At 63.9% G+C, this 23,893-nt stretch carries 27 protein-coding genes and 1 tRNA gene; 16 read left to right on the top strand and 12 right to left on the bottom strand.

The features are described from left to right. Positions 1-34 precede the first annotated feature (34 nt). On the bottom strand, positions 35-1,297 hold the full coding sequence (locus tag ACOIX3_RS22580; RefSeq protein WP_420964334.1) for an MFS transporter: 1,263 nt from the start codon (positions 1,295-1,297) through the stop codon (positions 35-37). After that, positions 1,294-1,773, bottom strand: coding sequence for a PaaI family thioesterase (locus ACOIX3_RS22575; RefSeq protein ID WP_420964333.1), 480 nt, complete (start codon positions 1,771-1,773; stop codon positions 1,294-1,296). Before ACOIX3_RS22575 ends, ACOIX3_RS22580 begins: the two co-directional genes overlap by 4 nt. A 223-nt stretch (positions 1,774-1,996) precedes the next feature. Between ACOIX3_RS22575 and gcvA the strand changes: the two genes are divergently transcribed. Then, positions 1,997-2,899 (top strand): transcriptional regulator GcvA, encoded by a 903-nt coding sequence (gcvA, locus tag ACOIX3_RS22570; RefSeq protein WP_420964332.1) that lies wholly within the window; start codon positions 1,997-1,999, stop codon positions 2,897-2,899. Between the two features lie 18 nt (positions 2,900-2,917). On the opposite strand, the gene ACOIX3_RS22565 is transcribed toward gcvA, so the two are convergent. Further along, entirely contained in the window at positions 2,918-3,547 is a 630-nt protein-coding gene (locus tag ACOIX3_RS22565; RefSeq protein WP_420964331.1) for an AraC family transcriptional regulator, read from the bottom strand. Between ACOIX3_RS22565 and ACOIX3_RS22560 the strand changes: the two genes are divergently transcribed. Further along, positions 3,540-4,445 carry a DMT family transporter gene (locus ACOIX3_RS22560; protein WP_420964330.1) on the top strand — a complete coding sequence of 302 codons (906 nt, stop codon included), beginning with the start codon at positions 3,540-3,542 and terminating at the stop codon, positions 4,443-4,445. The genes ACOIX3_RS22565 and ACOIX3_RS22560 overlap by 8 nt on opposite strands. Positions 4,446-4,715: 270 nt before the next feature. After that, the gene (locus ACOIX3_RS22555) at positions 4,716-6,440 is read left to right on the top strand and encodes a hypothetical protein (protein ID WP_420964329.1); all 1,725 of its coding nucleotides are present in this window, start codon (positions 4,716-4,718) and stop codon (positions 6,438-6,440) included. A 98-nt stretch (positions 6,441-6,538) separates the two neighbouring features. Here ACOIX3_RS22555 and ACOIX3_RS22550 read toward each other — a convergent pair whose 3' ends face one another. Beyond that, on the bottom strand, positions 6,539-6,820 hold the full coding sequence (locus ACOIX3_RS22550) for a hypothetical protein (protein ID WP_420964328.1): 282 nt from the start codon (positions 6,818-6,820) through the stop codon (positions 6,539-6,541). A gap of 160 nt (positions 6,821-6,980) precedes the next feature. Between ACOIX3_RS22550 and ACOIX3_RS22545 the strand changes: the two genes are divergently transcribed. Beyond that, a complete protein-coding gene (locus ACOIX3_RS22545) occupies positions 6,981-7,205 on the top strand; it encodes a hypothetical protein (protein ID WP_420964327.1) in 225 nt (74 codons plus the stop codon). A 50-nt stretch (positions 7,206-7,255) separates the two neighbouring features. Here ACOIX3_RS22545 and ACOIX3_RS22540 read toward each other — a convergent pair whose 3' ends face one another. The 6 genes from ACOIX3_RS22540 to ACOIX3_RS22515 all read right to left on the bottom strand — a co-directional run bounded on the left by ACOIX3_RS22540 (position 7,256) and on the right by ACOIX3_RS22515 (position 11,898). Then, complete coding sequence (locus ACOIX3_RS22540) at positions 7,256-7,537, bottom strand: hypothetical protein (RefSeq protein WP_420964326.1); 282 nt, start codon at positions 7,535-7,537, stop codon at positions 7,256-7,258. A 134-nt stretch (positions 7,538-7,671) separates the two neighbouring features. Then, a complete protein-coding gene (locus tag ACOIX3_RS22535) occupies positions 7,672-8,244 on the bottom strand; it encodes a hypothetical protein (protein WP_420964325.1) in 573 nt (190 codons plus the stop codon). 491 nt (positions 8,245-8,735) lie between these two features. After that, complete coding sequence (locus ACOIX3_RS22530) at positions 8,736-9,032, bottom strand: DUF3606 domain-containing protein (RefSeq protein WP_420964324.1); 297 nt, start codon at positions 9,030-9,032, stop codon at positions 8,736-8,738. Between the two features lie 32 nt (positions 9,033-9,064). After that, on the bottom strand, positions 9,065-9,346 hold the full coding sequence (locus tag ACOIX3_RS22525) for a hypothetical protein (protein WP_420964323.1): 282 nt from the start codon (positions 9,344-9,346) through the stop codon (positions 9,065-9,067). Between the two features lie 198 nt (positions 9,347-9,544). Then, a tRNA-Ser gene (locus tag ACOIX3_RS22520) sits at positions 9,545-9,638 on the bottom strand. A 250-nt stretch (positions 9,639-9,888) separates the two neighbouring features. Beyond that, positions 9,889-11,898: a lytic transglycosylase domain-containing protein gene (locus tag ACOIX3_RS22515; protein WP_420964322.1), complete on the bottom strand. Its 2,010-nt coding sequence runs from the start codon at positions 11,896-11,898 to the stop codon at positions 9,889-9,891. 4 nt (positions 11,899-11,902) lie between these two features. Between ACOIX3_RS22515 and ACOIX3_RS22510 the strand changes: the two genes are divergently transcribed. From ACOIX3_RS22510 to ACOIX3_RS22490, 5 genes are all read left to right on the top strand, one after another. Beyond that, positions 11,903-12,484, top strand: coding sequence for a hypothetical protein (locus ACOIX3_RS22510; RefSeq protein ID WP_420964321.1), 582 nt, complete (start codon positions 11,903-11,905; stop codon positions 12,482-12,484). Positions 12,485-12,729: 245 nt separating this feature from the next. Continuing rightward, the gene (dapA, locus tag ACOIX3_RS22505) at positions 12,730-13,620 is read left to right on the top strand and encodes a 4-hydroxy-tetrahydrodipicolinate synthase (RefSeq protein WP_420964320.1); all 891 of its coding nucleotides are present in this window, start codon (positions 12,730-12,732) and stop codon (positions 13,618-13,620) included. Between the two features lie 59 nt (positions 13,621-13,679). Further along, positions 13,680-14,096, top strand: coding sequence for a large conductance mechanosensitive channel protein MscL (gene mscL / locus ACOIX3_RS22500; protein ID WP_420971778.1), 417 nt, complete (start codon positions 13,680-13,682; stop codon positions 14,094-14,096). A gap of 1 nt (position 14,097) precedes the next feature. Beyond that, positions 14,098-14,571 carry an SsrA-binding protein SmpB gene (smpB, locus tag ACOIX3_RS22495; protein WP_173642523.1) on the top strand — a complete coding sequence of 158 codons (474 nt, stop codon included), beginning with the start codon at positions 14,098-14,100 and terminating at the stop codon, positions 14,569-14,571. Positions 14,572-14,620: 49 nt separating this feature from the next. After that, a complete protein-coding gene (locus ACOIX3_RS22490; RefSeq protein WP_420964319.1) occupies positions 14,621-15,217 on the top strand; it encodes a peroxiredoxin in 597 nt (198 codons plus the stop codon). Positions 15,218-15,257: 40 nt separating this feature from the next. Here ACOIX3_RS22490 and ACOIX3_RS22485 read toward each other — a convergent pair whose 3' ends face one another. Together ACOIX3_RS22485 and ACOIX3_RS22480 are read right to left on the bottom strand one after the other, a co-directional pair. Beyond that, positions 15,258-15,917 carry a uracil-DNA glycosylase gene (locus ACOIX3_RS22485; RefSeq protein WP_420964318.1) on the bottom strand — a complete coding sequence of 220 codons (660 nt, stop codon included), beginning with the start codon at positions 15,915-15,917 and terminating at the stop codon, positions 15,258-15,260. Next, the gene (locus ACOIX3_RS22480; RefSeq protein ID WP_016844002.1) at positions 15,898-16,530 is read right to left on the bottom strand and encodes an NYN domain-containing protein; all 633 of its coding nucleotides are present in this window, start codon (positions 16,528-16,530) and stop codon (positions 15,898-15,900) included. The genes ACOIX3_RS22485 and ACOIX3_RS22480 overlap by 20 nt, the downstream gene beginning before the upstream one ends. Positions 16,531-16,890: 360 nt before the next feature. Between ACOIX3_RS22480 and rpoZ the strand changes: the two genes are divergently transcribed. The 7 genes from rpoZ (at position 16,891) to era (ending at position 23,849) form a co-directional block, all read left to right on the top strand. Further along, on the top strand, positions 16,891-17,283 hold the full coding sequence (gene rpoZ / locus ACOIX3_RS22475) for a DNA-directed RNA polymerase subunit omega (protein WP_016844003.1): 393 nt from the start codon (positions 16,891-16,893) through the stop codon (positions 17,281-17,283). A gap of 216 nt (positions 17,284-17,499) precedes the next feature. Beyond that, entirely contained in the window at positions 17,500-19,791 is a 2,292-nt protein-coding gene (locus ACOIX3_RS22470) for a RelA/SpoT family protein (protein ID WP_420964317.1), read from the top strand. Positions 19,792-19,885: 94 nt separating this feature from the next. After that, on the top strand, positions 19,886-20,659 hold the full coding sequence (locus tag ACOIX3_RS22465; protein WP_420964316.1) for a pyridoxine 5'-phosphate synthase: 774 nt from the start codon (positions 19,886-19,888) through the stop codon (positions 20,657-20,659). Further along, the gene (gene acpS, locus ACOIX3_RS22460; RefSeq protein ID WP_097673432.1) at positions 20,656-21,072 is read left to right on the top strand and encodes a holo-ACP synthase; all 417 of its coding nucleotides are present in this window, start codon (positions 20,656-20,658) and stop codon (positions 21,070-21,072) included. The genes ACOIX3_RS22465 and acpS overlap by 4 nt, the downstream gene beginning before the upstream one ends. Before the next feature lie 281 nt (positions 21,073-21,353). Further along, positions 21,354-22,115: a signal peptidase I gene (lepB, locus tag ACOIX3_RS22455; RefSeq protein WP_420964315.1), complete on the top strand. Its 762-nt coding sequence runs from the start codon at positions 21,354-21,356 to the stop codon at positions 22,113-22,115. Further along, entirely contained in the window at positions 22,112-22,933 is an 822-nt protein-coding gene (gene rnc, locus ACOIX3_RS22450; protein WP_050422613.1) for a ribonuclease III, read from the top strand. Before lepB ends, rnc begins: the two co-directional genes overlap by 4 nt. Beyond that, entirely contained in the window at positions 22,926-23,849 is a 924-nt protein-coding gene (gene era, locus ACOIX3_RS22445) for a GTPase Era (RefSeq protein WP_092114759.1), read from the top strand. The genes rnc and era overlap by 8 nt, the downstream gene beginning before the upstream one ends. Positions 23,850-23,893: the final 44 nt, after the last annotated feature.

The following is a 23,893-nucleotide window of genomic DNA, read 5'->3' as shown; positions in this document are numbered from 1 at the left end:
TGATCCCCGAGCGTAGCACGGGGGTCACCCATCGTCACGGCCGCGCGACTGAAGCCATCGGCGAGGCCGTTCGCATCGTCGCGACAGCGATGAGGGCGGCGACGAGGTTGGCGGCTGCGCTGATCGCCACCGGGATGAAGTAGCTGTGGCTGACGTCGAACGCGAAGCCGGCAGCGCTCGGACCCAGCAGCGTGCCGACGGCGACGCTGGTGTAGAGGATGCCGATGATGCCGCCGACATTGCGGCCGCCGAAATGGTCGGTGACGACAGCGGGCAGGATCGCCACCCAGCCGCCATAGAACACGCCGAACAGCAGCGCGAAGACCGTGAGCGACCAGAAGGTGCCGGCGATCGCCCAGATCGCCAGCGAGACGGCCATGCCGAGATACATCGCAATCAGGAACGCATCGCGGCCGACCCGGTCGGCGATGCCGCCGAGGAAGAAGCGGCCGGCGGTGCTGCCGACGCCGATCATCCCGAGCAGCAGCACCGCGAGTGTCGGCGCCACCTGATGGTCGACGGCAAAGGGCACCAGGTGCACGAAGGGCACGAACACCCCGAACGCGCTGATCAGGCAGGCCGCATAGAGCCCGGCGAAGCGGGCGGTCTTGACCGCGCCGCGGATCGAGACGCCCTGGCGGAGCGGCGCGCCTGAAGCCGCTTCAAGCGGATCGCCATCCGGTCCGGTGCCATGGCGGCGCGGATCGTCGGCGATCAGGAGCGATGCGCCGATCCCGGCGACGGCAGCGACGACGCCCAACACGACGTAGGCATCGCGCCAGCCGAGGCTCGTGATCAGCCAGGTCGCGAGCGGCGGCATCACCAGTGTCCCGACCCCGATCCCGCTGACGGCGAGGCCCGACGCAAAACCGCGCCGCCGGACAAACCAGCGCTGCACGGCGCCCAAGGTCGGAACATAGGCGCAACCGACGCCGGCGCCGATGCCGATGCTGTAGGCGGCGTAGACCTGAAGGATGGTCTGCGCCTGTCCCGCCAACACCATGCCGAGACCGACCAGCGCCATTCCAAGGACGGCGAGCCTGCGTGCGCCCCAGCGATCGGCAAGCGGGCCGGAGACGATGCCGAGGCCGAAATACAGGAAGCCCGCGAACGAGAACACCAGCGAGACCGAGCCGCGCGAGGCCCCGAACTCCCGCTGCAACGACTCGACAAAGGACGAGAACGTGTACGCGCTGCCGAAGCCGACGAACGTCACGACGAAGGCGGCTGCGACGACATACCAGCCATAGAATGGCTTTGCTCTCTGATAACCGGCGTGCATGACGGCGTTCCTCATGATCGTTCTCCCTGCGCTGCGCCGCTGCCTGCCTTGGCTGGTGGATAAAGCAGCATCTGCGTGCAGCGAAACAGCGCAATGGCCTTGCCCGTCGCTTCGCTGCGGATCTCGGCATCCCACACCTGGGTCGTGCGCCCGGCATGGACGAGGCGCGCCTCGCAGCTGACGCCGCCTTCGCGCGCGGCGCCGATGAAATTCGTCTTCAACTCGCCGGTGGCGAAGCCGATCGCACCGTCCGGCAAGGAGGCGAGGCAGCCGAAGCCGCACGCGGTATCCGCCAGCGCGACGATGCTTGCGCCGTGCAAGAGCCCGTGCGGCGAGAAGTGCTTCGCGGCAATCTCGAAGCGGCCGCGGATGAGGCCGCGTTCGGCTTCGAGCCATTGAAAGTCCAGCAGGCCGGGCAGGCTGCCGGGTTGCGACGCGTTGATGCGGTCGACGCGTTGGCGGGTACCGCTGCCTGCACCGATTTCGTGCAAAGCGAGTCTATTTGGGACCTCAGTCATGTCCTGTCCTGGCTCCATCAGGGAACCGGGAGCCGCTGTCGCGAGCCGCAGCATAAGATTAGAAAAACTAACCTTATTGGCCCGGATTTCTCTGAGTTGACGCGGCTCTCAGCGTTACGATAGGCTGATTGAGCGCCCGGAAGGCCCCGTTGGCAAACCAGATTTGCTGCGCGATTGAGATTAGAAAATCTAAATCATGGAGAGTAGGCTTCCACCCCTGAACGCGCTCAAGGCGTTCGAGTCCGCCGCCCGCCATCTCTCGGTGAAGCTGGCGGCTGAGGAGCTGTGCGTGACGCCGGGTGCGGTCAGCCAGATGCTCAAGACGCTGGAAGCCCATCTCGGCGTCAAGCTGTTCGAGCGGGTGCCGCGCGGCATCTATCTCACCGACGCCGGGCGTGACTATCTGCCGTCGATCCGCAATGCGTTTCGCCAGATCGCCGAGGCCTCGCGCCGCGTCGCTGCGTCGGTCGATGTCGGCACGCTGACGGTGAGCGTCACGCCGTTCTTTGCATCGGCCTGGCTGGTACCGCGCATGGCGTCGTTTCAGGGGACGCATCCCGAGATCGATCTTCAGATCGTCACCAGCAACACGCTGGTCGATTTCTCGCGCAGCGGCATCGACGTCGCGGTGCGCCACGGTCTCGGCCGCTATCCGGGACTGCGCAGCGACCGCGTCGTCACGGTCGAGATGGTGGCGGTTGCGTCGCCGTCGCTGGTTGCGCGTCTCGGACGACCGGCATCCCCTGGCGAGCTTGCGGGCTGGCCGCAGGTGCATGATGCCGATCGCAAGGGATGGAGCCTGTGGTTTCAGGCCAACGGCATCGCGGAGGTGCGCACGCCGCGCGGCCCTTCGTTCGATGACAGCGGTCTGCTCCTGAAAGCCGTGCTGACCGGGCAGGGCGCCGGCCTGCTGCCGGCGGCGATGGTTGCAAACGAAATCGAGAGCGGCGAGCTGATCCAGCTGCTGGAGACCGCGCATCTGGAGGAGTTCGCGTATTATCTCGTCTGCCCTGACAACCGGCAGGGGCTTCCGAAGATCGCGGCGTTCAGGGAATGGATCCTGGGGCCGGTGGCCCAGTCGGCGCTTGGGGACCGCTAGCTATCTCGCCGTCGCGCTCTATCGATAGAACGCGTTCGGCGGCACACCAAAATGCTTGCGGAACATCGCGGTGAAGGCGCTCTGACTGGCATAACCGGCATCGAGCGCGACATCGACCACCCGCGCGCCGCGCGCGAGGCGCTCCAGCGCAAACAGCAGGCGGGCCTGCTGACGCCACTCGCCGAACGTCATGCCGGTTTCCCTGGCGAACAGACGATGGATCGTCTTCGACGTCAGCTTCAGCCGGCGCGCCCACTGCTCGGCGGTGGAGGCGTCGTCCGGGCGGGCCACCAGCGCCGCGCAGATCCGCGCGAGCCTTTGGTCGCGCGGCATCGGCAGATGCAGCGGCAGCACATCGATTTCGCGCAGCTGGTCGAGCAGCACGCGCATCAGGCGCTCGTCGGACGTCGCAGGCGCATAATCCAACGGCACGCTCATCGCGGCGACGAACAATTCGCGCAGCAGCGGCGAGACCGTGAACACGCAGCTGGTCCGCGGCAGATTGGGGACCGCGTCGGCATCGACGAACACAGTGCGGATCTTGACCGCGCCGCACATCCGGACCTCGTGCGCGAGACCGGCCACCAGCCACACCGCGCGATTGGGCGGCACCACCCAGGTGCCCTCGGCGCAGCGTACGATGCTCAAGAAGAATGCTGCACTTCTCTATCCCTTCGTTGCCATCGTGCTGTGGGCCGGCAACGTCATTGTCTCGCGTCTGTCGGCGCACACGATCGGTCCGCAGGCGATCACCTTCTATCGCCTGCTGGTCGCGGTGCTGCTGATGTCGCCATTCGTGGTGCGCGCCGCCTGGCGCAATCGCCGCGCGATCTGGCCGCATCTCGGGCCGCTCGCGATCCTCGGCTTCCTTGCGATGTGCCTGTTCCAGAGCCTGTCATATCTCGCGGCCGAGACCACGACAGCGACCAACATGGCGGTGTTCACCGCACTGACGCCGCTACTCACGGTCGCGCTCAGCGCCGCGCTGCTCGGCGAGCAGCCGACGCTCGGCATGGTCTCCGGCGCGCCGCTGTCGTTCGCGGGCCTCGTCTATCTCGTCAGCGGCGGCGAATTGTCATCGCTGTTGCAGAACGGTGTGCATGCGGGTGACGCACTCATGCTGATCGCCGCGATCGTCTACGCGCTGTACGGCGTGCTCCTGAAGCGCTGGAATCTGCCGATCACCGGATGGCAATCCACCTACATGCAGGCGCTATGCGCGCTGGCCGTGACGTTTCCCGCGTTCCTCGCGACGCCGGCGCCGCTGCGGCAGGTCAACGCGGAGACCTGGCCGCTGATCGTCTATGCCGGCGCGCTGGCCTCGGTGGTGTTGCCGTTCCTCTGGATCCGCGGGGTCGCGCAGCTTGGCCCGAACCGCTGCGCGATCTTCATGAACCTGTTGCCGGTGCTGACCGCCGCGGCCGCGATCGTGATGCTGGGCGAGCCGGTCAGGACGTTTCACGTCATCGGCGGCGGCCTCGCGCTGCTCGGCGTCGCCTGCGCGCAGGCCTTTCCGCGGCCGCTGCTGCGAGCGCAGCGTGCCTGAGTATGTGACCTATCGTCACAGCGATGGCTGATCTATTTCCCGCCGTGCTGGCGTCGCGACATCAAGCCCGCACAACTCCCGAGTTCTAAAACGCGAGAGGATGTTTCTAACCTTTGCTGATTGATGTTCGATCGCTGCCGAATCGGCGTGTTTGTAGCCCGGTTGGATCATGAGTTTCACATCGAGCGCGATCAAACTAAAGGATATCTAGCTTCTCACTTCGAGTCGTGAGGGTTTGCTGGTTTCATCGATAGTTGTCTCGGGCGAATTATGAAAAAGAAGATCGCGTATGGTGCGATTCTGGTTGGCGCAATCATCCTGGCCTTGTTGGCGCAAAAAATTTGGACCGCCGCGAATCTCCTGACGGAGACGTTGCTCTCTAGCGGTCAACGCATGGCTAGCATTACCAGCCGCCTGGACGCGCAGGAGCAGACCGCAAACAAGCAAGAGCAGGCGGCGAGCAGGCAAGAGCAGACTGCGAACAAGCAGGAGCAGGCGGCGAGCAGGCAGGACGAGACTGCAAACAAGCTGGAGCAGACCGCAAGTCAGCTGGAGCAGACCGTCAATAAACTGCGGGCGGATATTGGTGCGGTCATCGACACGCAGAAGCGCGGTCAGCCTGCGCCCGATCTGCAGGGCAACTCGATTCAGGTTTCGCTCCCTCAAAGCGAATATGGACCGATGACGCCGGTCTCCATGACGAAAATCTCGGCGCGAGAATTTCTGATCGCCAACTACCGGGATGTTTATCTGTTCGATCAGGATCAGCGCACCGCGGTGCCGCTTGAGATCGACGTCGAACTGCCTGTCTGGAGTCCGACGGCCGTGTTCTATTCGGCCTTCTACGACAGGATATTCATCGCGAACTACGTTGGAGGGGACATTATCGTCGCCCAGCTTGAGCGTACGCCGTCCGGCGCAAAGCTTCACCTAACCGAGCGGATAGCGGATATCGGCATCAAGGGGGCGGAGGGAGTGGCGATCTCGCGAGGAGGTCGATTTATGGGCGTGGCGGACTACGACGGCAACGTGGTCTCCATGTTCGAACGCGTAGATGACAAATGGTTTCTGCGCTGGAAGCGGGATTTGCTGGCCTCTCACGGCATCGCGATGATCGGAGATGAGGTCTTCGCCTCGGGTCAGGGGAGCATTGTCAAGCTGTCGATGGAAACCGGGCAGGAGCTCGCCAGGAGCGCAAATATCGGCTCTCAACCGATTCGATTTGCCACGTGCATCAACGAAGACGAGAGCACGGGCGATCTGATTGGTTCGGATCCGGTGTCCGGCGTCGTTTTCACGATGACGAAGAACCTTCAAGTGAAGGACGTGTACGGCGCGAACGGTCCGACCCATGCAAATCTGTCTGCGCCGTTCTGTGCCTATCGGGACAAGGACGCAGTCTATATTCTGTCCACCTACCAGGACAGGCTCATCGCTATCAGCGGTACAGTGACAACGTCTTTCGAGTTCGGATACCCACGATGGAACTACATCGCTGATCAATCGCGATTTCGATACCCCTCGGTTACGTCGCGCGGATCCGTCCAGTTCGATGCGCCGAGCTATCAGATGTTCGACAAGACTGTGCGTGCCGCCTATGGCGCGCTGGCAGCGAGCGACGGCACACTGTTGATGATGCCCGCCCGCGGAGACTTGTTTGGCGATGAGTCGACCTTCTATGCGACCGGCATAGCGAGCGACCCAAACTGGCTTGTCATCGTCTCCAATTCATCACCCAAGGCAGTTCTCTATAACCGCAAGACGGGGGCGCTGGGTGGCGTAACGATTGGCGAGTGGGATTGCTGGGCGCAAGCGAGTGAAATCCTGTGTCCATCGCGGCGCTATTCAATCGGCGAACTTTCTGCTGCCGCGGGCATGCTGGATCGAGAGGAAGAAGCCAGGATGGCGGGAGGCTGGATTGGCAGTGCGATCCCGCTCCTGAAGTACTGGGCAGAATGGGCATCAAAGCCTCGCTCGGCAGAGGCGCGCCCCTAGACATCGGCGGGCTCACGCTGCGCGATAGCGCGCAGGCGATCTCGCGGTTTTGATCACATGTGAAAGGCCGGGGCAGAATAGAACGCCGCGGTCGGCGGTCACTTGTTCGGTGAAACGGAGTGATCGCCATGCGTGTTGCCTTGGTCTTGACGTTGCCTCTTGTGATCCTGTGGGGTGCGGTTGCCGACGCGGCCACTGCGCATCACCGGCGTGTGCGACAGCACCTCATCATCCGTCCGAGCGAAGAGGTGGTCGTACCTAGCGGGTACAGATATCCCGGCTTCGGCCCGATCCCGCCAGGCGAGAACCGAAATCTCGATCCATCCACCCGCGGGAGCGGCTGACGTCGGGTCAGTGCGCAGCTCCATCACATCGATCACGCTGCACGCGCCGGCGTTTCGGTGGCGAAGGGTGATCGTTCCAGGGCTGCAGCCGCGTGCCTGAGTGACCCGCCTCACATCACTCCCGGTGCTGATCTGGGAGTGTGTCGGTCAAGGCGATGCAATGGTGCGTCGGCCCAATTGTGGAGGAGGGTAAATCATGCGTGCAATTTCACTGAGCTTCGCCATCGCAACTGCGATTGCTCTGTTCACGCTCGGTCAGTCGGCTTCCGCCGCCCCCGTCGGGGCCGTCGTGAAGGCGTGCGACAGAACCGCCGGATGCAACTATACCCTGAACAAGGCTGGCGACCTGTCGGGCTGTTCCTCGAAGGTCTGCTTCTACTGCCCGAACAACAGCAAGCGGCAGTGCTTCCCGGTGCAGTAAGCAGCCAGGGGCCCGCTTCCAGCGGGCCCCTTCGCTTCTCGGGGACCGAGCTACGCTGCGCCGGTGACCAGCTTCTGCTGAGATCTCTCGGTGACACGCATTTCGAGCGTGGCGATGGTTCCCTTGAGATTGTCGTGCCGCTCGTGGAGCGACCTTGCCAAGATCGGATACCTTGGGTTCGATCGGTCATAAATTCCCGCGCGCGCTTCTTCGGTCGAGATGTCGGCTTCGATCTGCTGGCAGGCCAGGACAAGATCGGACAGCATCTTCCTGATCGTCGGTTCTCGTCCGGTGCTTGGGCGAGCTGTCTCAAAACGATGATGCATGTTCATGTGCGTGCTCCGAATGTCTGAGTTCGGCACACCGAGAACAGCTGGCGCCGAACTATTCACGGATACATCGCAAGTTGCTTGCCAGTCGCGGGCCCGTAGGAATACGGCTGGCGCGGTCTGACGGCTCCCTAAGGCTAGTCCCGGCGCCAAGCCGGAATGCAGGCGCTGAGCGTGACGCGCTTGTAGTCCCGAGCGGTCGTCTCATCTCCGGCTTCCGCGGCAAACCTGACTGCGGCCTCCATGTCCTGAGCGGCAGACGCGCTATCGCAGAGCAGGCTGTGAATCTCGGCCCGGTATCGATATGCCCTGTAGTTCATCGGGTTGTACTGGAGCGCCAAGGTGTAGTTGCCCTGCTCCTCAGCGGCGCCGCGGCGCGCTTCGTCCGACTGGCTGTTGAAGCTGGTCAGGCGATTGAGCGCCTGGAGCGTTCCGAGCTCGGTGTAACGTTGAGACATCGCGCCGAAACTTGCTGGAAGTGCATCGGCCGAAGCAGCAGGTTGCTTCGCCGCGCTCTGCGCGCGTTCAATTTCGATCTTCTTGTATTTGATGGCGTTGTCGTAGTCGCGCAGGCTTTGGAAGGTGCTCGATATTTCGCTGTTGATCGGCGCAATATAGGCAGTCGAGAGCCGTCGATCGCTCAGCAGGTTGAGGCATGCCTGTATCTTTGCCTGCGCGGGCAAGACATCGCGACATTCCTTGTCGATCACACGACGCGCGTCCCGCGAATGCATTGTTGGCGGCGTCTGAGCAGCAGGCAGGACAATAGCCAGTGCGAAGCAGAACGCTAACCTGAGACCGCGACTCGGGCCATCCATCTTGTTTCTTTGCCTTCAGCCCGGTCTCGACCAGCCGGCGGATACTTGGTGCGGGCTTCATGATTATTTGATGCCAAATAATCAAGCCGAGGGGAAGCTGCGACTTCCACCCCGGCTCTAACCCTCATCCGGCTCGGTGGCTACGCCGGCCGCTACAGTCACGTCAAGCCTCAAGGCTCGTTGATCGATCGCGTAGCCGCTGACGCATTTCATTGATGGACTGAAAAGTGAGGCCGTTCGTGACTGGGATCGACCGAACGGCCTCAGCCGGCCCGCGGTACCAAAATGGAAGAATGGGCCGGCTGTCGAGCTACGGCGTCGCCGGCCAGATAGTTTCGCCGGCCAATTGACGTCGCGACCGTCCGCCCCTTCGACCTGTTGGGTCAGATCACCTTTGCTTCCTTGGTGATGGCGGCAATTGAGGGACCCGATTTTCGAAGGATTGAAGCAAACTGTTGATCAGAGACCTTGAGGCGCTTCCTCAATATTTTGACCTGGACCTTGTCGCGCAGATCCAGCGAATTGCGAAAATAGGTTTGCCTGCGCTTGTTCATGGGGACTTGGCTCGCAAAGGACATGTTGCTCGCGATGTTGCGGCATTGCGTCGACATCGAGCGGTCGACGAGGGGACCGGTTGCCCTCGCGAGGGGGCCGTCGCCGCCTACGCAACGCCGGGCCAAGGGCAACGTTCCCTGAACGCCGAGGCCGCTTGCTATGAGTGCGCGGGGTCGGTTTGACGGCAGGTCGTCATGACAAACGCTGCCTTGCTACATTGCCAATCGCTGCCAAGCGCAGCGCTCGAGACGGGCCGTGGGGCGGCGACGATCGCCAGTACAACAGCCATGCAAGCCAGCGAAGTTGTGATGACGAGCCTGCCTGTCTTGGATGAGAAGCGCTGCCGTAACCAGGGAGCCAAATCCGCGGATCGGCGAAGCTGGGCGTTACGCAAAACCTGGTCGATATCCTGGAATTGAATGCCACTGTCCTGCTGCATGGCTTTACTCCGGAAATGTTCAGGTGATGAAAAACTCAGGGGATGCTGCGCGCGGTTTGTTTCGCGCTCGCTTCAACGCACCGGGAATGGTGTTTCATTCACGCGGAGGTGACTGCCGGTTCAGGCCAAAGGCGGCTTGTGCAGCCGCTGGTGCGCTGAACGGCGATTTTCCAGAAATTTCAATGATGTCAATGAGACTGGCGGAGACGGAGGGATTCGAACCCTCGATAGGCCTTTACAAGCCTATAACGGTTTAGCAAACCGCCGCCTTCAGCCACTCGGCCACGTCTCCAATGGCGCCGATATGCCCGAGCGGGCGCTAAGCCGCAAGCGGCAGATTCAGTTTGCGGCAAGGTGATTTGGTGGCAGCTCCGCTGCCGGCGGCCCGGGAGCGAGCACTGAGCCTTTATACTGCGCGCCGATTCCGGTGCGATAGCTCGGGCGAATGCGTGAAATGCAAGCTATAACAATAAGTTAGATCAAGGTTTGCGCGGAGCTAACCGTGGCCCCTCGCAAGGCTGTTGAAAACCGGCCGCGCCGGCTCATTCCACGCTGGCGCCGCGGCGAAGGTCGGCATCGATCTGCAATCTGGTGCCGCCGCCGAAGCGGGCGCGGTAGACCTGCAGGTTCTCCATGATCCGCTGGACGTAGTTCCGCGTCTCCGAGAACGGAATCAGCTCGACCCAGTCGACCGCGTCAACCTTGGGATCGCGCGGGTCGCCATAGCGCTCGATCCACTTCTTCACGCTGCCGCGGCCGGCATTGTAGGCGGCGAAGGTCAGGATGTAGGAGCCACGATAGTCCTCGAGCAAGCCGCCGAGCTCGGCGGCGCCGAGCATCGCGTTGTACACCGGGTCGGTCTTCATCCGGTTGAGGTCGAAGCCGATGCCGGCGCGCTTGCAAACATAGCGTCCGGCGTCCGGCGTCACCTGCATCAGGCCGTAGGCCTGGGCCGGCGACACCACCGCCGGATTGAACGCGCTCTCCTGGCGCGCAATCGCGTAGACGACGCTCTGCTCGACCTCCGGCCCTACCTGGCGGAACGATGGAATGCCGTTCACCGGGTAGGCGTAGTGGTCGAACGGCAGTCCGCGATTGAGCGCGGCCTTGCCCATCAGCAGCATGCCGCGGGCATCGCCATGGCGCGCGGTGAGCTCGCCGAGCCCGGCCAGCGCTTCCGGATCGCCATTGTCGCCCATGTCGCCGAAGATCGGGATCGCGAGCTCGCGCGCGTCGATTTCGTAGAGCAGCCCGACCGCGCGCACGATTTCCAGCCGGTCGGCGCCGCGGCCGCGCGGCGCGCTGTTCAATTCGATCTGCGGCAGGCCGAGCTTGGCGCGCGCGAGCTGGCCGTAATAGCTGGTCGACTGCTCGGCTGCGCGTGCGTAGGCGGCGCGCGCCTCCTGACCGCGGCCGGCGGCCTCCGCCGCGCGGCCTTGCCAATAACCGGCCCGCGCCAGCGCGGTCGGGTTGGCGCTACCGACGCCGATCCGCGCGAAATGCTGGGAGGCGAGGGCGGGGTCGTTGAGAAAGCGCAGCGCGATCCAGCCCGAGGTGAATTCCTGCTCGGTCTTGTAGATGTCGCGGGCGGGCAGCGCCGCGTCGCGCGCGATCAGGTAAGCGGTGCGAAACTCGTTGACGTCGATCATCTTGCGCGCCAGCAGGCGGCGCTCGACCCACCATTCGTCGACGTTGAAGAGCCGCGCGGCGTCCTTCGGCGCGCTCAGCATCAGCTGCGCGGCTTCGCTGAACTTCTCCTCGCGGCGGAGCAGCTGGATCTTTGCGAACAAATAGCCGGTGTCGCCGGAGAGTTCGCGCGGCACCTCTTCGAGCAGCGCGCGCAAATTCGAGCCCTTGCGGTTGGCCCCGATGCGCGCCTTGGCGAGCGCCAGATAACCGGAGCCGAGACGCCTGGCCGCGCGGATGCCGGCGGCCTCGTTGTCGGTGCCGTAGAGCATGGTGTCCATGCGCGCCTTGTGATCGCCTGCGGTCAGGAACGAGCCGAACAGATCGAGCGCGGTGGTTTCGGTGTCCTCACTCATCGGATCGTTGCGCCAGGCTTCGCGCACCAGCCGCTCGGCATTGCCGCGGTCGCCGCGTCCGATCATCACCTTGGCAAGCGCGAGCCGGCCCTTGGCCGAGACCGGCGATTCATTCTGGAACCAGGCCCACACCGCGGAGTCGTCGCGATGGTCGTCCCATAGCGAGGCCTCGATGCGGCGGCGCAGGAAGGTTTGCGAGGGCCAGCTCGGATTGGCGTCAAGGAAGGCGCGGTAGCGCTCGACCGAGGCGCCGTTGTCCTCGCTGCGCAGGATCAGCCATTCGGCAAGCTTGCGCGCCACCGGATCGGAGATCGAGGCTTCGGCCTCGGTGGCGTCCGCCGACTTGCGCTTGCGCAGCAGCTCGACGACGCTCGCAAGCGCCTCCTTGTCGGACTGCGACGTCGACGATGTCGCGGCCACGGCCGCGGGCAGCACCGGCTTGCGCGCGATCGGCGCGGCATGCTGGCGGGTCGCCGGAACCAGCGCGGGGGCGGCGGCGCGGACGGGCACCGGCTTGTTCGGCAGACTTCCTGTCGCAGCCGGAGCAGCGGGCTTCGACGCAGTGGTCTTTGCAGAAGTGGTCTTCGTCGTAGTGGCCTTGGACGTGCTGCTCTTTGACGCGGCGCTCTTCGAAACGTCAGTTTTGGAAGAAGCGGCCTTGGCGCCATCGGTCTTGACCGCGCCGGACTTCGAAGAGGTCGTCTTGGCGGCATCCGTCTTGGCAGCGCTGGTCTTGGCTTCACTGCCTTTGGCGGCGGTTGGCTTCGAAGCATGCGGCTTCGAGGCGCCGGTCTTGGAAGCGTCGGTCTTGGAAGCGTCGGTCTTGGAAGATTCGCTCTTGGAAGCCGCGGTCTTCGAAGTCGCGTTCTTCGGGGCCGCCGTCTTGGTGGCTGTGTCTTGGGCAACCGGCTTCGCGGCTGGAGCATCCTCGGCGGCCCATGCTTCGGCCGTGATGGCGGCAAGGCCAACGACGAGCGCCAGGCTCGTCGCCAGCGCCGTCGATCGCAAAGTGCCTGCGCGGGCGGAACGGATCACAGAAGTCCTCTGCGGCCCCGAATCATCTGGTCGGTTGGGCCATGGGTTCTTATTTGATTGAAAACGTAGACAAAATACTAAGAAGCCTGCCGGTGCGGCTGTTTGCGCCAGCACAACGGCGAAATCGCGGCTGGAACCGGCTGGGAATAGGTTCGGTACGGCCCTTTCGCCTGCCGGTCAGACCCGATATGAATTGCCCTTCATGGCGTTTCGCATCAACCGGGTGCCGGTTGCACGGACGTGAAGCACGACAATAACAAGGGTCCGTCGACCTAGCCTTTAGCCTGAAGCGTTTGGAGGAAGTCCATGGCAGCCAAGACAAAATTCCGGGGATCATTCACTGCCTTGGTGACGCCCTTCAAAAACGGCGCGGTGGATGAGGCGGCATTCCGCGGCCTCGTGAACTGGCAGATCGCCGAGGGCACGCACGGCCTGGTGCCGGTCGGCACCACAGGCGAGAGCCCGACGCTGAGCCATGACGAGCACAAGCGCGTGGTCGAGTGGTGCATCGAGGAGGCCAAGGGCCGGGTGCCCGTGATCGCCGGCGCCGGCTCGAATTCGACCAAGGAGGCGATCGAGCTCGCCGAGCACGCGGAGAAGGCCGGTGCCAATGCGGTGCTGGTCGTGACCCCGTACTACAACAAGCCGACCCAGGAAGGCATGTACCAGCACTTCAAGGCGATCAACGATGCGATCGGCATTCCGATCATCATCTACAACATCCCGCCGCGCTCGGTGATCGACATGTCCGTGGACACCATGGCGCGACTGTTCGAGCTGAAGAACATCGCCGGCGTCAAGGACGCAACCGCGAGCATGGTGCGGGTGTCGCAGCAGCGCGCCGCGATGGGCGAGGACTTCAATCAACTGTCGGGCGAGGACGCGACCATCATCGGCTACATGGCGCATGGCGGCCATGGCTGCATCTCGGTGACCTCGAACGTCGCGCCGCGGCTGTGCTCGGAGTTCCAGACCGCCTGGCAGAAGGGCGACGTCACCACCGCGCTGAAGATCCACGACAAGCTGATGCCGCTGCACACCAATTTGTTCATCGAGAGCAATCCGGCGCCGGTGAAGTATGCGATGTCGCTGCTCGGCAAGCTGGACGAGAAGCTGCGCCTGCCGATGGTGCCGGTTTCTGAATCGACCCGCCAGGCGGTCCGCACCGCCATGGTGCATGCCGGCCTGATCAACTGAGCCAGGCCGGTACCGCCGTGAACAATGCCGTGCGCAATGTCGAGCAGAAGGGGATGGGCATGCTGAAGGAATTCCGCGAATTCGCCATGAAGGGCAATGTCGTCGACCTCGCCGTCGGCGTCATCATCGGTGCGGCCTTCGGCGCGATCGTCACCTCGCTGGTCGGCGACATCATCATGCCGATCATCGGCGCGATCACGGGCGGACTCGATTTCTCCAACTATTTCACCGGGCTTTCCAAGGCCGTCACGGCAACCAACCTGGTCGACGCCAAGAAGCAGGGCGCGGTGCTGGCCTGGGGCAACTTCCTGACGCTGACGCTCAATTTCCTGATCATCGCCTTCGTGCTGTTCATGGTCATTCGCGCCATCAACCAGTTCAAGCGCAAGGATGAGGCCAAGCCCGCCGAACCGCCGAAGCCGTCCGACGAGGTCGTGCTGCTGACGGAAATCCGCGACCTCCTCAAGAAGGGCTAACGTGGCCGACAAGAACGAACGTCCGATCAAGGTTGTCGCTGAAAACCGAAAGGCCCGCTTCAACTACGCCATCGAGGATACGGTCGAGGCCGGCATTTCGCTGACCGGCACCGAGGTGAAGTCGATCCGCAGCGGCAAGAGCACGATCGCGGAATCCTATGCGGATTCCAAGAACGGCGAGATTTGGCTGATCAACGCCAATATCCCGGAATATCTGCAGGCCAACCGCTTCAACCACGAGCCGAAGCGGCCGCGAAAACTCTTGCTGCATCGCAAGCAGATCAACAAGCTGCTGGGCGCCGTCGACCGCGAGGGCATGACGCTCATTCCGCTGAAGCTGTACTTCAACGAGCGCGGCCGTGCCAAGCTGCTGCTCGCGGTCGCCAAGGGCAAGAAGCTGCACGACAAGCGCGAGACCGAGAAGAAGCGCGACTGGGGCCGCGAAAAGGGCCGCCTGATGCGGGCGCGGGGGTAGGGCGTTCCGAGTGCCGTCACTGCGACGACGGCGGATGGAGATTGGTCCGATGAACCAGAGCAGCCTCACCGACGTCGACTGGAGCAGGATCCCGGCACCCACGGACGATGGCGGCGCCGCGCATCTGACCGGCATGACGATCCCGCCGGTCCGGCTGCGCGCCACCGACGATACCTCGGTGGCGCTGTCGGCGCTCGAGGGCCGCACCGTGGTGTTCGCCTATCCGCGAACCGGCGAGCCCGGCAAGATCGGGCTGGTCGACGATTGGGACATGATCCCGGGGGCCCGCGGCTGCACGCCGCAGACCTGCGCCTTCCGCGACCTGTTCGCCGAGCTGAAGGCGGCTGGTGCCGCCCAGGTGTTCGGGCTGTCGACGCAGAGCAATGCGTACCAGACCGAGATGGCGTCGCGCCTGCATCTGCCGTTCCCGGTGCTGTCGGACGACGCGCTGGAACTGACGCACGCGCTAAGGTTGCCGACGATGTCGGTGGCTGGCCTGACGCTGATCAAGCGGCTTGCGCTCATCATCGACGATGCGCGCATCACGCACGTGTTCTATCCGGTGTTCCCGCCTGACCGGAATGCCGGCGACGTGCTGGAATGGCTGCAGGCCAATCCGCGGAACGACGAGAGCGCTTCCAAATAAAGTGGATACCGGTTCGCGAAGTGGATACCGGGAGAAGGCTCTAGCCGAGCTCCTTGCGCACGGTCGCGAAGACCTTGCGGAACATGTCGGTCGTCAGCACGCCGGTGTTCGTGTTGTAGCGCGAGCAGTGGTAGCTGTCGTAGAGCTTGAATGTGCCCGCGCTATGCACGGCGCCGTGCACAAAGGGCGCGGCAGCCAGGCGAATATCCAGCGCCTTCAACGTTGATTCGTGTGCGATTCGTCCGAGCAGCACGATCGCGCGCAGCTTCGGCATCGTGGCGATGGTGGCGCGGAGGAATTGCCGGCAGGTGTTGATCTCGGCCGGCAGCGGCTTGTTTTGCGGCGGCACGCAGCGCACCGCGTTGCTGATCCGGCAGTCCACCAGCTTCAAGCCGTCGTCCGGCCGCGCCTGATAGACGCCGCTGGCGAAGCCATATTCGAGCAAAGTCGCGTAGAGCAGATCGCCGGCGTAATCGCCGGTGAAGGGACGGCCGGTGCGGTTGGCGCCCTGCATGCCCGGCGCGAGCCCGACGATCAACAGCCGCGCATTCGGATCGCCGAACGATTCCACCGGCGAGTTGAACCAGTCCGGGTGGAGTGTGCGGGCCTGTGCGCGAAAGTCGGCCAGCCTGACACAGAGCTGACAGTTGCTGTCGGGGCGCGTCGGTGCGGCGACGAGATTACTCGTCGAAATCGTCATCGGCTCCCCGGGGGGCCATGGTGGTCGCGCGCTGCAGGAATTGCGGGGAGTGGTGACGCGGTTCGCGCGGGGCCGGACGTTCGGACGGATCGCGGCCGAGCTTGGATTGCAGCTCGACGAGGTCGGTGAAGACATCGGCCTGGCGACGCAACTCGTCGGCGATCATCGGCGGCTGGCTCGCAATGGTCGAGATGACGGTGACCCGGACGCCGCGGCGCTGCACGGCTTCGACCAGCGAGCGGAAGTCGCCGTCGCCGGAAAACAGGATCATCTGGTCGATGTGCTCGGCCAGCTCCATGGCATCGACGGCGAGCTCGATGTCCATATTGCCCTTCACCTTGCGGCGGCCGCTGGCGTCGATGAATTCCTTGGTCGCCTTGGTGACCACGGTGTAGCCGTTGTAGTCGAGCCAATCGATCAAGGGACGGATCGACGAATACTCCTGATCCTCGATGATCGCCGTGTAGTAGAACGCACGGAGCAGGGTGCCGCGACTCTGGAATTCCTTGAGGAGGCGCTTGTAGTCGATGTCGAAGCCGAGCGTCTTTGCGGTTGCGTAAAGATTGGCTCCATCGATGAAGAGCGCGATCTTGTTGGAAACAGGTGACGACATCAAAGTGTTCTCGCGTGGTTGTTAGTGTTCTTAGCGCGGCGGTGATCAACCGCGCGTAATTTCCGGCGTTGCTGCCTAAAGTTCTGTGAATCTTTCCCCACGACAGTCACCACCGCAATTATGGTGAGGCGAGGGCAAAAAGCCTAGAGCTTTGACATTGCAATGAAGAGATTTACTTGCCTGGGACAGCAACCTAGCCATGTCGTCAGACGCTCCGGCCCTTCTGGCCCCGGCAGAGGGGGTTATCAGAGCCTGTTGGGAAGGCAAATCACAAATTTTACCTTGCGAAACGGGGACTAGCCCTATAACTAACCCTCATAACCTACATGTTCGGTCCCTTTTACCACGGAGCGCCTCGAGATGGCTCGCGTCACCGTCGAAGATTGCATTGATAAGGTCGACAATCGTTTCGACCTCGTCCTGTTGGCTGCGCACCGTGCCCGGATGATCTCGTCGGGATCGCAACTCACGGTTGATCGCGACAACGACAAGAACCCGGTCGTTTCGCTGCGGGAGATCGCCGATTCGACGATCTCGCCGGAGGACCTGAAAGAGGAACTCGTGCACTCCCTGCAGAAGTTCGTCGAGGTCGACGAGCCCGAGCCGGACACTGTGCCGCTGATCGGTTCCGCCGGTGCCAGCGTCGATGCCGACGACACCGAGGTCGCGGTCGAGCGCATGACCGAGGAAGAGCTGCTGAAGGGCCTCGAGGGCCTGGCGCCCCCGGAAGAGCAGCCCGAGGAGGACGAGTAAGCTCGTCGTTCGGCTCCGCATCTCGGATCAATTTGCCAAAGGCCCGGACATTGCTCCGGGCCTTTGCTTTTGTTGACAATTTTGCTGTTACGGTGCGTCCTATGCGGACGCGCGAAATTGAATGGTTCCAGGGCCCGCGCGGGGTGCTGCTTCGTTCGAAAGCGCACTAGATTGAGGAAGAAGGGACGTTCCGGTCCCGCGAGAGGCAGCGAGTTCATGGCGTATCGACGCCGCAGTTCCATCCAGATGCAGGCTGCAACCGAAACGGTCGCGGTGGCGCCGGCGTCGTCCGCGGCGGAGAGGCCAGCCAAGCCGCGGACCCGCATGATGCGACAATATGACCTCGTCGAGCGCGTCCGTTCCTATAACCCCGACACCAACGAAGACCTGCTCAACCGCGCCTACGTCTACGCCATGAAGGCGCACGGCACCCAGACGCGCGCCTCCGGCGATCCCTATTTCTCGCACCCGCTCGAGGTCGCCGCGATCCTCACCAACCTCAAGCTCGACGACGCCACGATCGTGGCGGCGCTGCTGCACGACACGATCGAGGACACCGAGGCGACGCGGGCCGAGATCGACCATGTGTTCGGCCATGAGATCGGCGCGCTGGTCGAAGGCCTGACCAAGCTGAAGCGGCTGGAGCTGGTGTCGCGCGAGGCCAAGCAGGCCGAGAATTTGCGCAAGCTGCTGCTGGCGATCGCCGACGACGTCCGCGTGCTGCTGATCAAGCTCGCCGACCGCCTGCACAACATGCGCACGCTGGAATTCGTGCCGCCGGCCTCGCGCCGCCGCATCGCCGACGAGACGCTGGACATCTATGCGCCGCTGGCCGGCCGCATGGGTATGCAGGAGATGCGCGAGGAGCTGGAGGACCTGTCGTTCTTCGTGCTCGATCCCGAGGCCTATGCGGTGGTCAAGCAGCGGCTCGATTCACTGGCCGAGCGCAACCGCAACCTGATCGGCGAGATCGAAACCCAGCTTTCCAAGAACCTGCAGAAGAACGGCATCACCGCGCGGGTGTTCGGCCGCCGCAAGCAGCCGTTTTCGATCTGGACCAAGATGGAGCGCAAGTCGGTCGGCTTCGAGCAGCTGTCCGACATCTACGGCTTCCGCGTCATCCTCGACGATGTCGGCGCCTGCTACCGCGCGCTCGGCATCGTCCACACCACCTGGCCGGTCGTGCCGGGCCGCTTCAAGGACTACATCTCGACGCCGAAGCAGAACGACTACCGGTCGATCCACACCACCGTGATCGGGCCGGGCAAGCAGCGCGTCGAGCTGCAGATCCGCACCGAGGAGATGAACCAGATCGCCGAGTTCGGCATCGCCGCGCATGCCTTCTACAAGGAGGGGGCGGGCTCGCCGCATGAGCGGCTGAAGCACGAGTCCAACGCCTTCGCCTGGCTGCGCCACACCATCGGCATCCTCTCGGAGAGCTCCAATCCGGAGGAATTCCTCGAGCACACCAAGCTCGAGCTGTTCCATGACCAGGTGTTCTGCTTCACGCCGAAGGGCAAGCTGATCGCGCTGCCGCGCAACGCCAACGTGATCGATTTCGCCTATGCCGTGCACACCGGTGTCGGCAACAGCGCGGTCGGCTGCAAGATCAACGGCAAGTTCGCGCCGCTGTCCTCCGAGTTGCAGAATGGCGACGAGGTCGAGGTGCTGACCTCGAAGGCGCAGTCGGCGCCGCCGTCGGCCTGGGAAGCGCTCGCCCGCACCGGCAAGGCGCGCGCCGCGATCCGGCGTGCCACCCGCGATGCGGTGCGCGACCAGTATGCCGGCCTCGGCCGCCGCATCGTCGACCGCCTGTTTGCCCGCGCCAAGATCGAATATGCCGACGACAAGCTGAAGGGCGCCTTGCCGCGGCTCGCCCGCACCTCGATCGAGGACGTGATGGCCTCCGTCGGACGCGGCGAGATCAAGGCCTCCGACGTCGCGCGCGCGATGTACCCCGACTACAAGGAAGAGCGGCTGGTGCGCTATGGCGCCAAGAAGGGGCTCACCGCCAAGCTGAAGACGCAGACCCCGCCGCATCCGGCGCGCGCCGCATCTGTCATCCCGGTGCGCGGCATCAATTCCGACCTGCCGGTGAAGTTTGCACCGAATGGCGGTGCGGTGCCGGGCGATCGGATCGTCGGCATCGTCACGGCGGGCGAGGGGATCACGATCTATCCGATCCAGTCGCCGGCGCTGAAGGATTTCGAGGAGGAGCCGGAGCGCTGGCTCGACGTGCGCTGGGACATCGACGAGACCATGCCGCAGCGCTTCCCCGCGCGCATCCTGATCCACAATGTCAACGAGCCGGGCAGCCTCGCCCAGATCGCGACCGTGATCGCCGAGCATGACGGCAATATCGACAACATCCACATGTCGCGCCAGTCGCCCGATTTCACGGAGCTGACCGTCGATCTTGAGGTCTATGACCTCAAGCATCTCAGCGCTATCATCGCGCAGTTGCGCGCCAAGGCGGTGGTCGCCAAGGTCGAGCGCGTCAATGGGTAAAGCTGGATGGGCAGGGCGCAGGCGAGCGGTAGCGACGCCGTCCTTCGAACGGCTATGCCCGCGCATGACAGGCTAGAACTGCAGGTTTAGAGACATGTCAAAGGCTGCTCCGCTCCGTCTCGGTATCAATGTCGATCACGTCGCGACCCTGCGCAATGCGCGGGGTGGGGCGCGGCCCGATCCGGTGCGGCTGGCGCTTGCCGCGATCGCGGCCGGCGCCGACGGCATCACCGCGCATCTGCGCGAGGATCGCCGTCACATCCGCGACGAGGACATGGCGCGGCTCAAGGCCGAGATCTCCAAGCCGCTGAATTTCGAGATGGCGGCGACCGACGACATGCTGCGGATTTCGCTCGCCACCAAGCCGCATGCGGTCTGCCTGGTGCCGGAACGGCGCCAGGAGCTCACCACCGAAGGCGGCCTCGACGTGGTCGGCCAGCACAACGCGCTGGCGCCGTTCATCGCACGGCTCAATGATGCCGGCATCCGGGTCTCGCTGTTCATCGCCGCCGATCCCAGGCAGATCGAGATGGCCGCGCAGCTCAAGGCGCCCGTGATCGAGATCCACACCGGCGGCTGGTGCGACGCCGTGGTCGACGGTCACAAGGACAAGGCGGAGGCCGAGTGGAAGCGCATCGTCGCCGGCGCCAGGCTCGCGCAGGCGGCCGGGCTCGAGGTCCACGCCGGCCACGGGCTCGACTATGAGACCGCGGAGACGATCTCCGCGCTGCCCGAAATCCGCGAGCTCAACATCGGCTACTTCATGATGGGCGAGGCGCTGTTCGTCGGCATCGCCGCCACAGTGCGCGAGATGCGTGCGGCAATGGACCGCGGCCGTGCCAGGGCGCAAGGTGCCGCCAGCGCATGATCATCGGCATCGGCTCCGACCTGATCGACATCACCCGGATCGCGAAGGTGATCGAGCGCCACGGCGAGCGCTTCCTCGATCGCATCTTCACCGACGCCGAACGCGCCAAAGCGTTGCGCCGTGCCAACAGCGAGAAGATGGTGGTCGCAACCTACGCCAAGCGGTTCGCCGCGAAGGAGGCCTGCTCCAAGGCGCTCGGCACCGGTATCCGGCGCGGGGTGTGGTGGAAGGATATGGGGGTGGTGAACCTGCCGGGAGGGCGGCCGTCGATGCTGCTGACCGGCGGGGCGCTGGCCCGGCTCCAGGAGCTGACACCCGCGGGCATGCAGGCGCAGATCGACCTTTCGATCACGGACGATTGGCCGCTGGCACAGGCCTTCGTCATAATTTCGGCGGTTGCTCCCGCCAGATGAGCGGGCGGCGCCGGAATTTGCCAGAAAACTTCAGCAAACTAAAAATCATTGACATTTCAATGAATTGCGAAGTTTTGAGGCGGCGATTGATTGCGCCTCTGCGAACAACCGTCTAAAACGCCGCAGGGTATCGAGCGAGACGCGGATTCCAGGTTCAGGCCGGAATTTGCCCTCAAGATCAGAATCAAGGCCATTTTCCTCACGCGGGGGTCGAACGCTTCGCGTGGAGAGAACGTTCTGCCACCGCGTGGGCATCAGGGCCCGCGGGAATTGGGAAAGCAATGAGCGCGACCACCGGGACCAAATCTGAGAGCGGCTTGGGCGAGACCATCCGCGTCGTCATCCATGCCCTTCTGATCGCGCTCGTCATCCGCACCTTCCTGTTCCAGCCGTTCAACATCCCCTCGGGGTCGATGAAGGCGACGCTCTTGGTCGGCGACTACCTGTTTGTCTCGAAATACTCCTATGGCTACAGCCACTATTCGATCCCGTTCTCGCCGAACATCTTCTCAGGACGCATCTTCGGCTCGGAGCCGAACCGCGGCGACATCGTGGTGTTCCGCCTGCCGCGGGATGACTCCACCGACTACATCAAGCGCGTCATCGGACTGCCGGGCGACCGCATCGAGGTCCGGAACGGGCTGCTCTACATCAACGATGAGCCGATCAAGCGCGAGCGGCTCAGCGATTTCGTCGGCGAGGATCCCTGCGGCTCGGCGGATGCTACCGCCCGGGTCAAGCGCTGGAAGGAAACGCTGCCGAACGGCGTCAGCTATGAGTCGCTCGACTGCACCGACAACAGCTACATGGACAACACCATCGTCTACACCGTTCCGCCCGGGAATTTCTTCATGATGGGCGACAACCGCGACAACTCCACCGACAGCCGCTTCCTGTCGCAGGTCGGCTACGTGCCGTTCGAGAACATCATCGGGCGTGCCCAGATGATCTTCTTCTCGATCGCCGAGGGCGAGCAGGCCTGGATGATCTGGCGCTGGCCGTTCGCCGTGCGGTGGAACCGCCTATTCTCCATCGTGCGATGAACGACGATACCGCAGCCATCAACGACCAAGCGCCCACCGGCGAGCCGAGCCAGACGCCCGCCGCCGAAAGCACGGCCGCGCCGAAGAAGCGGCGCAGCAAGGCCGCCAAGGCGGCTGAAGAGAAGGCCGCGATCGCCGGCACCGAGGCGCGTATCGGGTACACGTTCTCGGATGCCGCGCTGCTGACCACTGCGTTCACCCACGTCTCCGCGCTGAAGCCCGCCACCCGCAATCGCGCCGACAGCTACCAGCGGCTGGAATTCCTCGGCGACCACGTGCTCGGGCTGATCGTGTCCGACATGCTGTTCCGGGCGTTCCCGAAGGCCGACGAGGGCGAATTGTCGAAGCGGCTCGCCGATCTCGTGCGCAAGGAGAGCTGCGCCGACGTCGCCAAGTCGCTCGGGCTGCTCGAGGACATCAAGCTCGGCATGGTGAAGGCGGTCGAGGGCGCACGGCTGCGCAAATCCGTGCTCGGCGATATCTGCGAAGCGGTGATCGGGGCGATCTTTCTCGACGGCGGCTACGAGGCGGCACGCCAGTTCGTCGAGCGCAACTGGACCGAGCGGATGCACAAGCTGCGCCGGCCGCTGCGCGATCCCAAGACCGTGTTGCAGGAATGGGCGCAAGGCAAGGGATTGCCGACGCCGGTCTATCGCGAGGTCGAACGCACCGGCCCGCACCACGATCCACAATTCCGCGTTGCGGTTGACCTGCCGGGCCTCGCCTCCGCCGAGGGCCTCGGGGGCAACAAGCGCGCGGCCGAGAAAGCAGCAGCATCCGCGATGATCGAGCGTGAAGGCGTCGGCACCAATGACTGACGAACCCAAAGGGCAGGGGGACGCGACGCGCTGCGGCTTCGTCGCGCTGATCGGTGCGCCGAATGTCGGCAAGTCGACGTTGGTCAACGCGCTGGTGGGCTCCAAGGTCACCATCGTTTCGCGCAAGGTGCAGACCACGCGCGCGCTGATCCGCGGCATCGTGATCGAGGGCAACGCGCAGATCATCCTGGTCGACACGCCCGGCATCTTCGCGCCGCGGCGCCGTCTCGACCGCGCCATGGTGTCGACCGCCTGGAGCGGCGCCCACGACGCCGATCTGGTCTGTGTGCTGCTCGATGCGAAGTCGGGCATCGACGAGGAGGCCAACGCGATCCTCGCCAAGCTCGAAACCGTCGCGCATCCGAAGATCCTGGTGCTGAACAAGGTCGACCTCGTGCAGCGCGAGAAGCTGCTGGCGCTGGCGCAGGCCGCCAACGAGCGGATGCGCTTCGAGCACACTTTCATGATCTCGGCGCTGTCGGGCGATGGCGTTGCCGATCTGCGCGAGGCGCTGGCCAAGCTGGTGCCCGCGGGACCGTTCCTCTATCCCGAGGACCAGATGTCGGACGCGCCGATGCGGCATTTGGCGGCCGAGATCACCCGCGAGAAGATCTACAGCCATCTGCATCAGGAATTGCCGTACCAGTCGACGGTCGAGACCGACAGCTGGACCGACCGCAAGGACAAGTCGATCCGCATCGAGCAGACGATCTTTGTCGAGCGCGAGAGCCAGCGCAAAATCGTGCTCGGCAAGGGCGGCGCCACCATCAAGTCGATCGGCGCGCAGGCGCGTGCCGAGATCGCCGAGATCATGGGCGTTCCCGTGCACCTGTTCCTGTTCGTCAAGGTGCGCGAGAACTGGGGCGACGATCCCGACCGCTACAAGGAAATGGGACTGGACTTCCCCAAGGAATGAGCCGGCGCCTGAACGTGCCCAGAGCAATGAGCGTGCCCAAAGCA

Source organism: Bradyrhizobium sp. B120, assembly GCF_049075665.1.
In the GTDB taxonomy this organism is placed as follows: Bacteria; Pseudomonadota; Alphaproteobacteria; order Rhizobiales; family Xanthobacteraceae; genus Bradyrhizobium.
The sequence above is the reverse complement of the archived record's forward strand: the minus strand, read 5'-3'. Positions and strand labels throughout refer to the sequence as shown.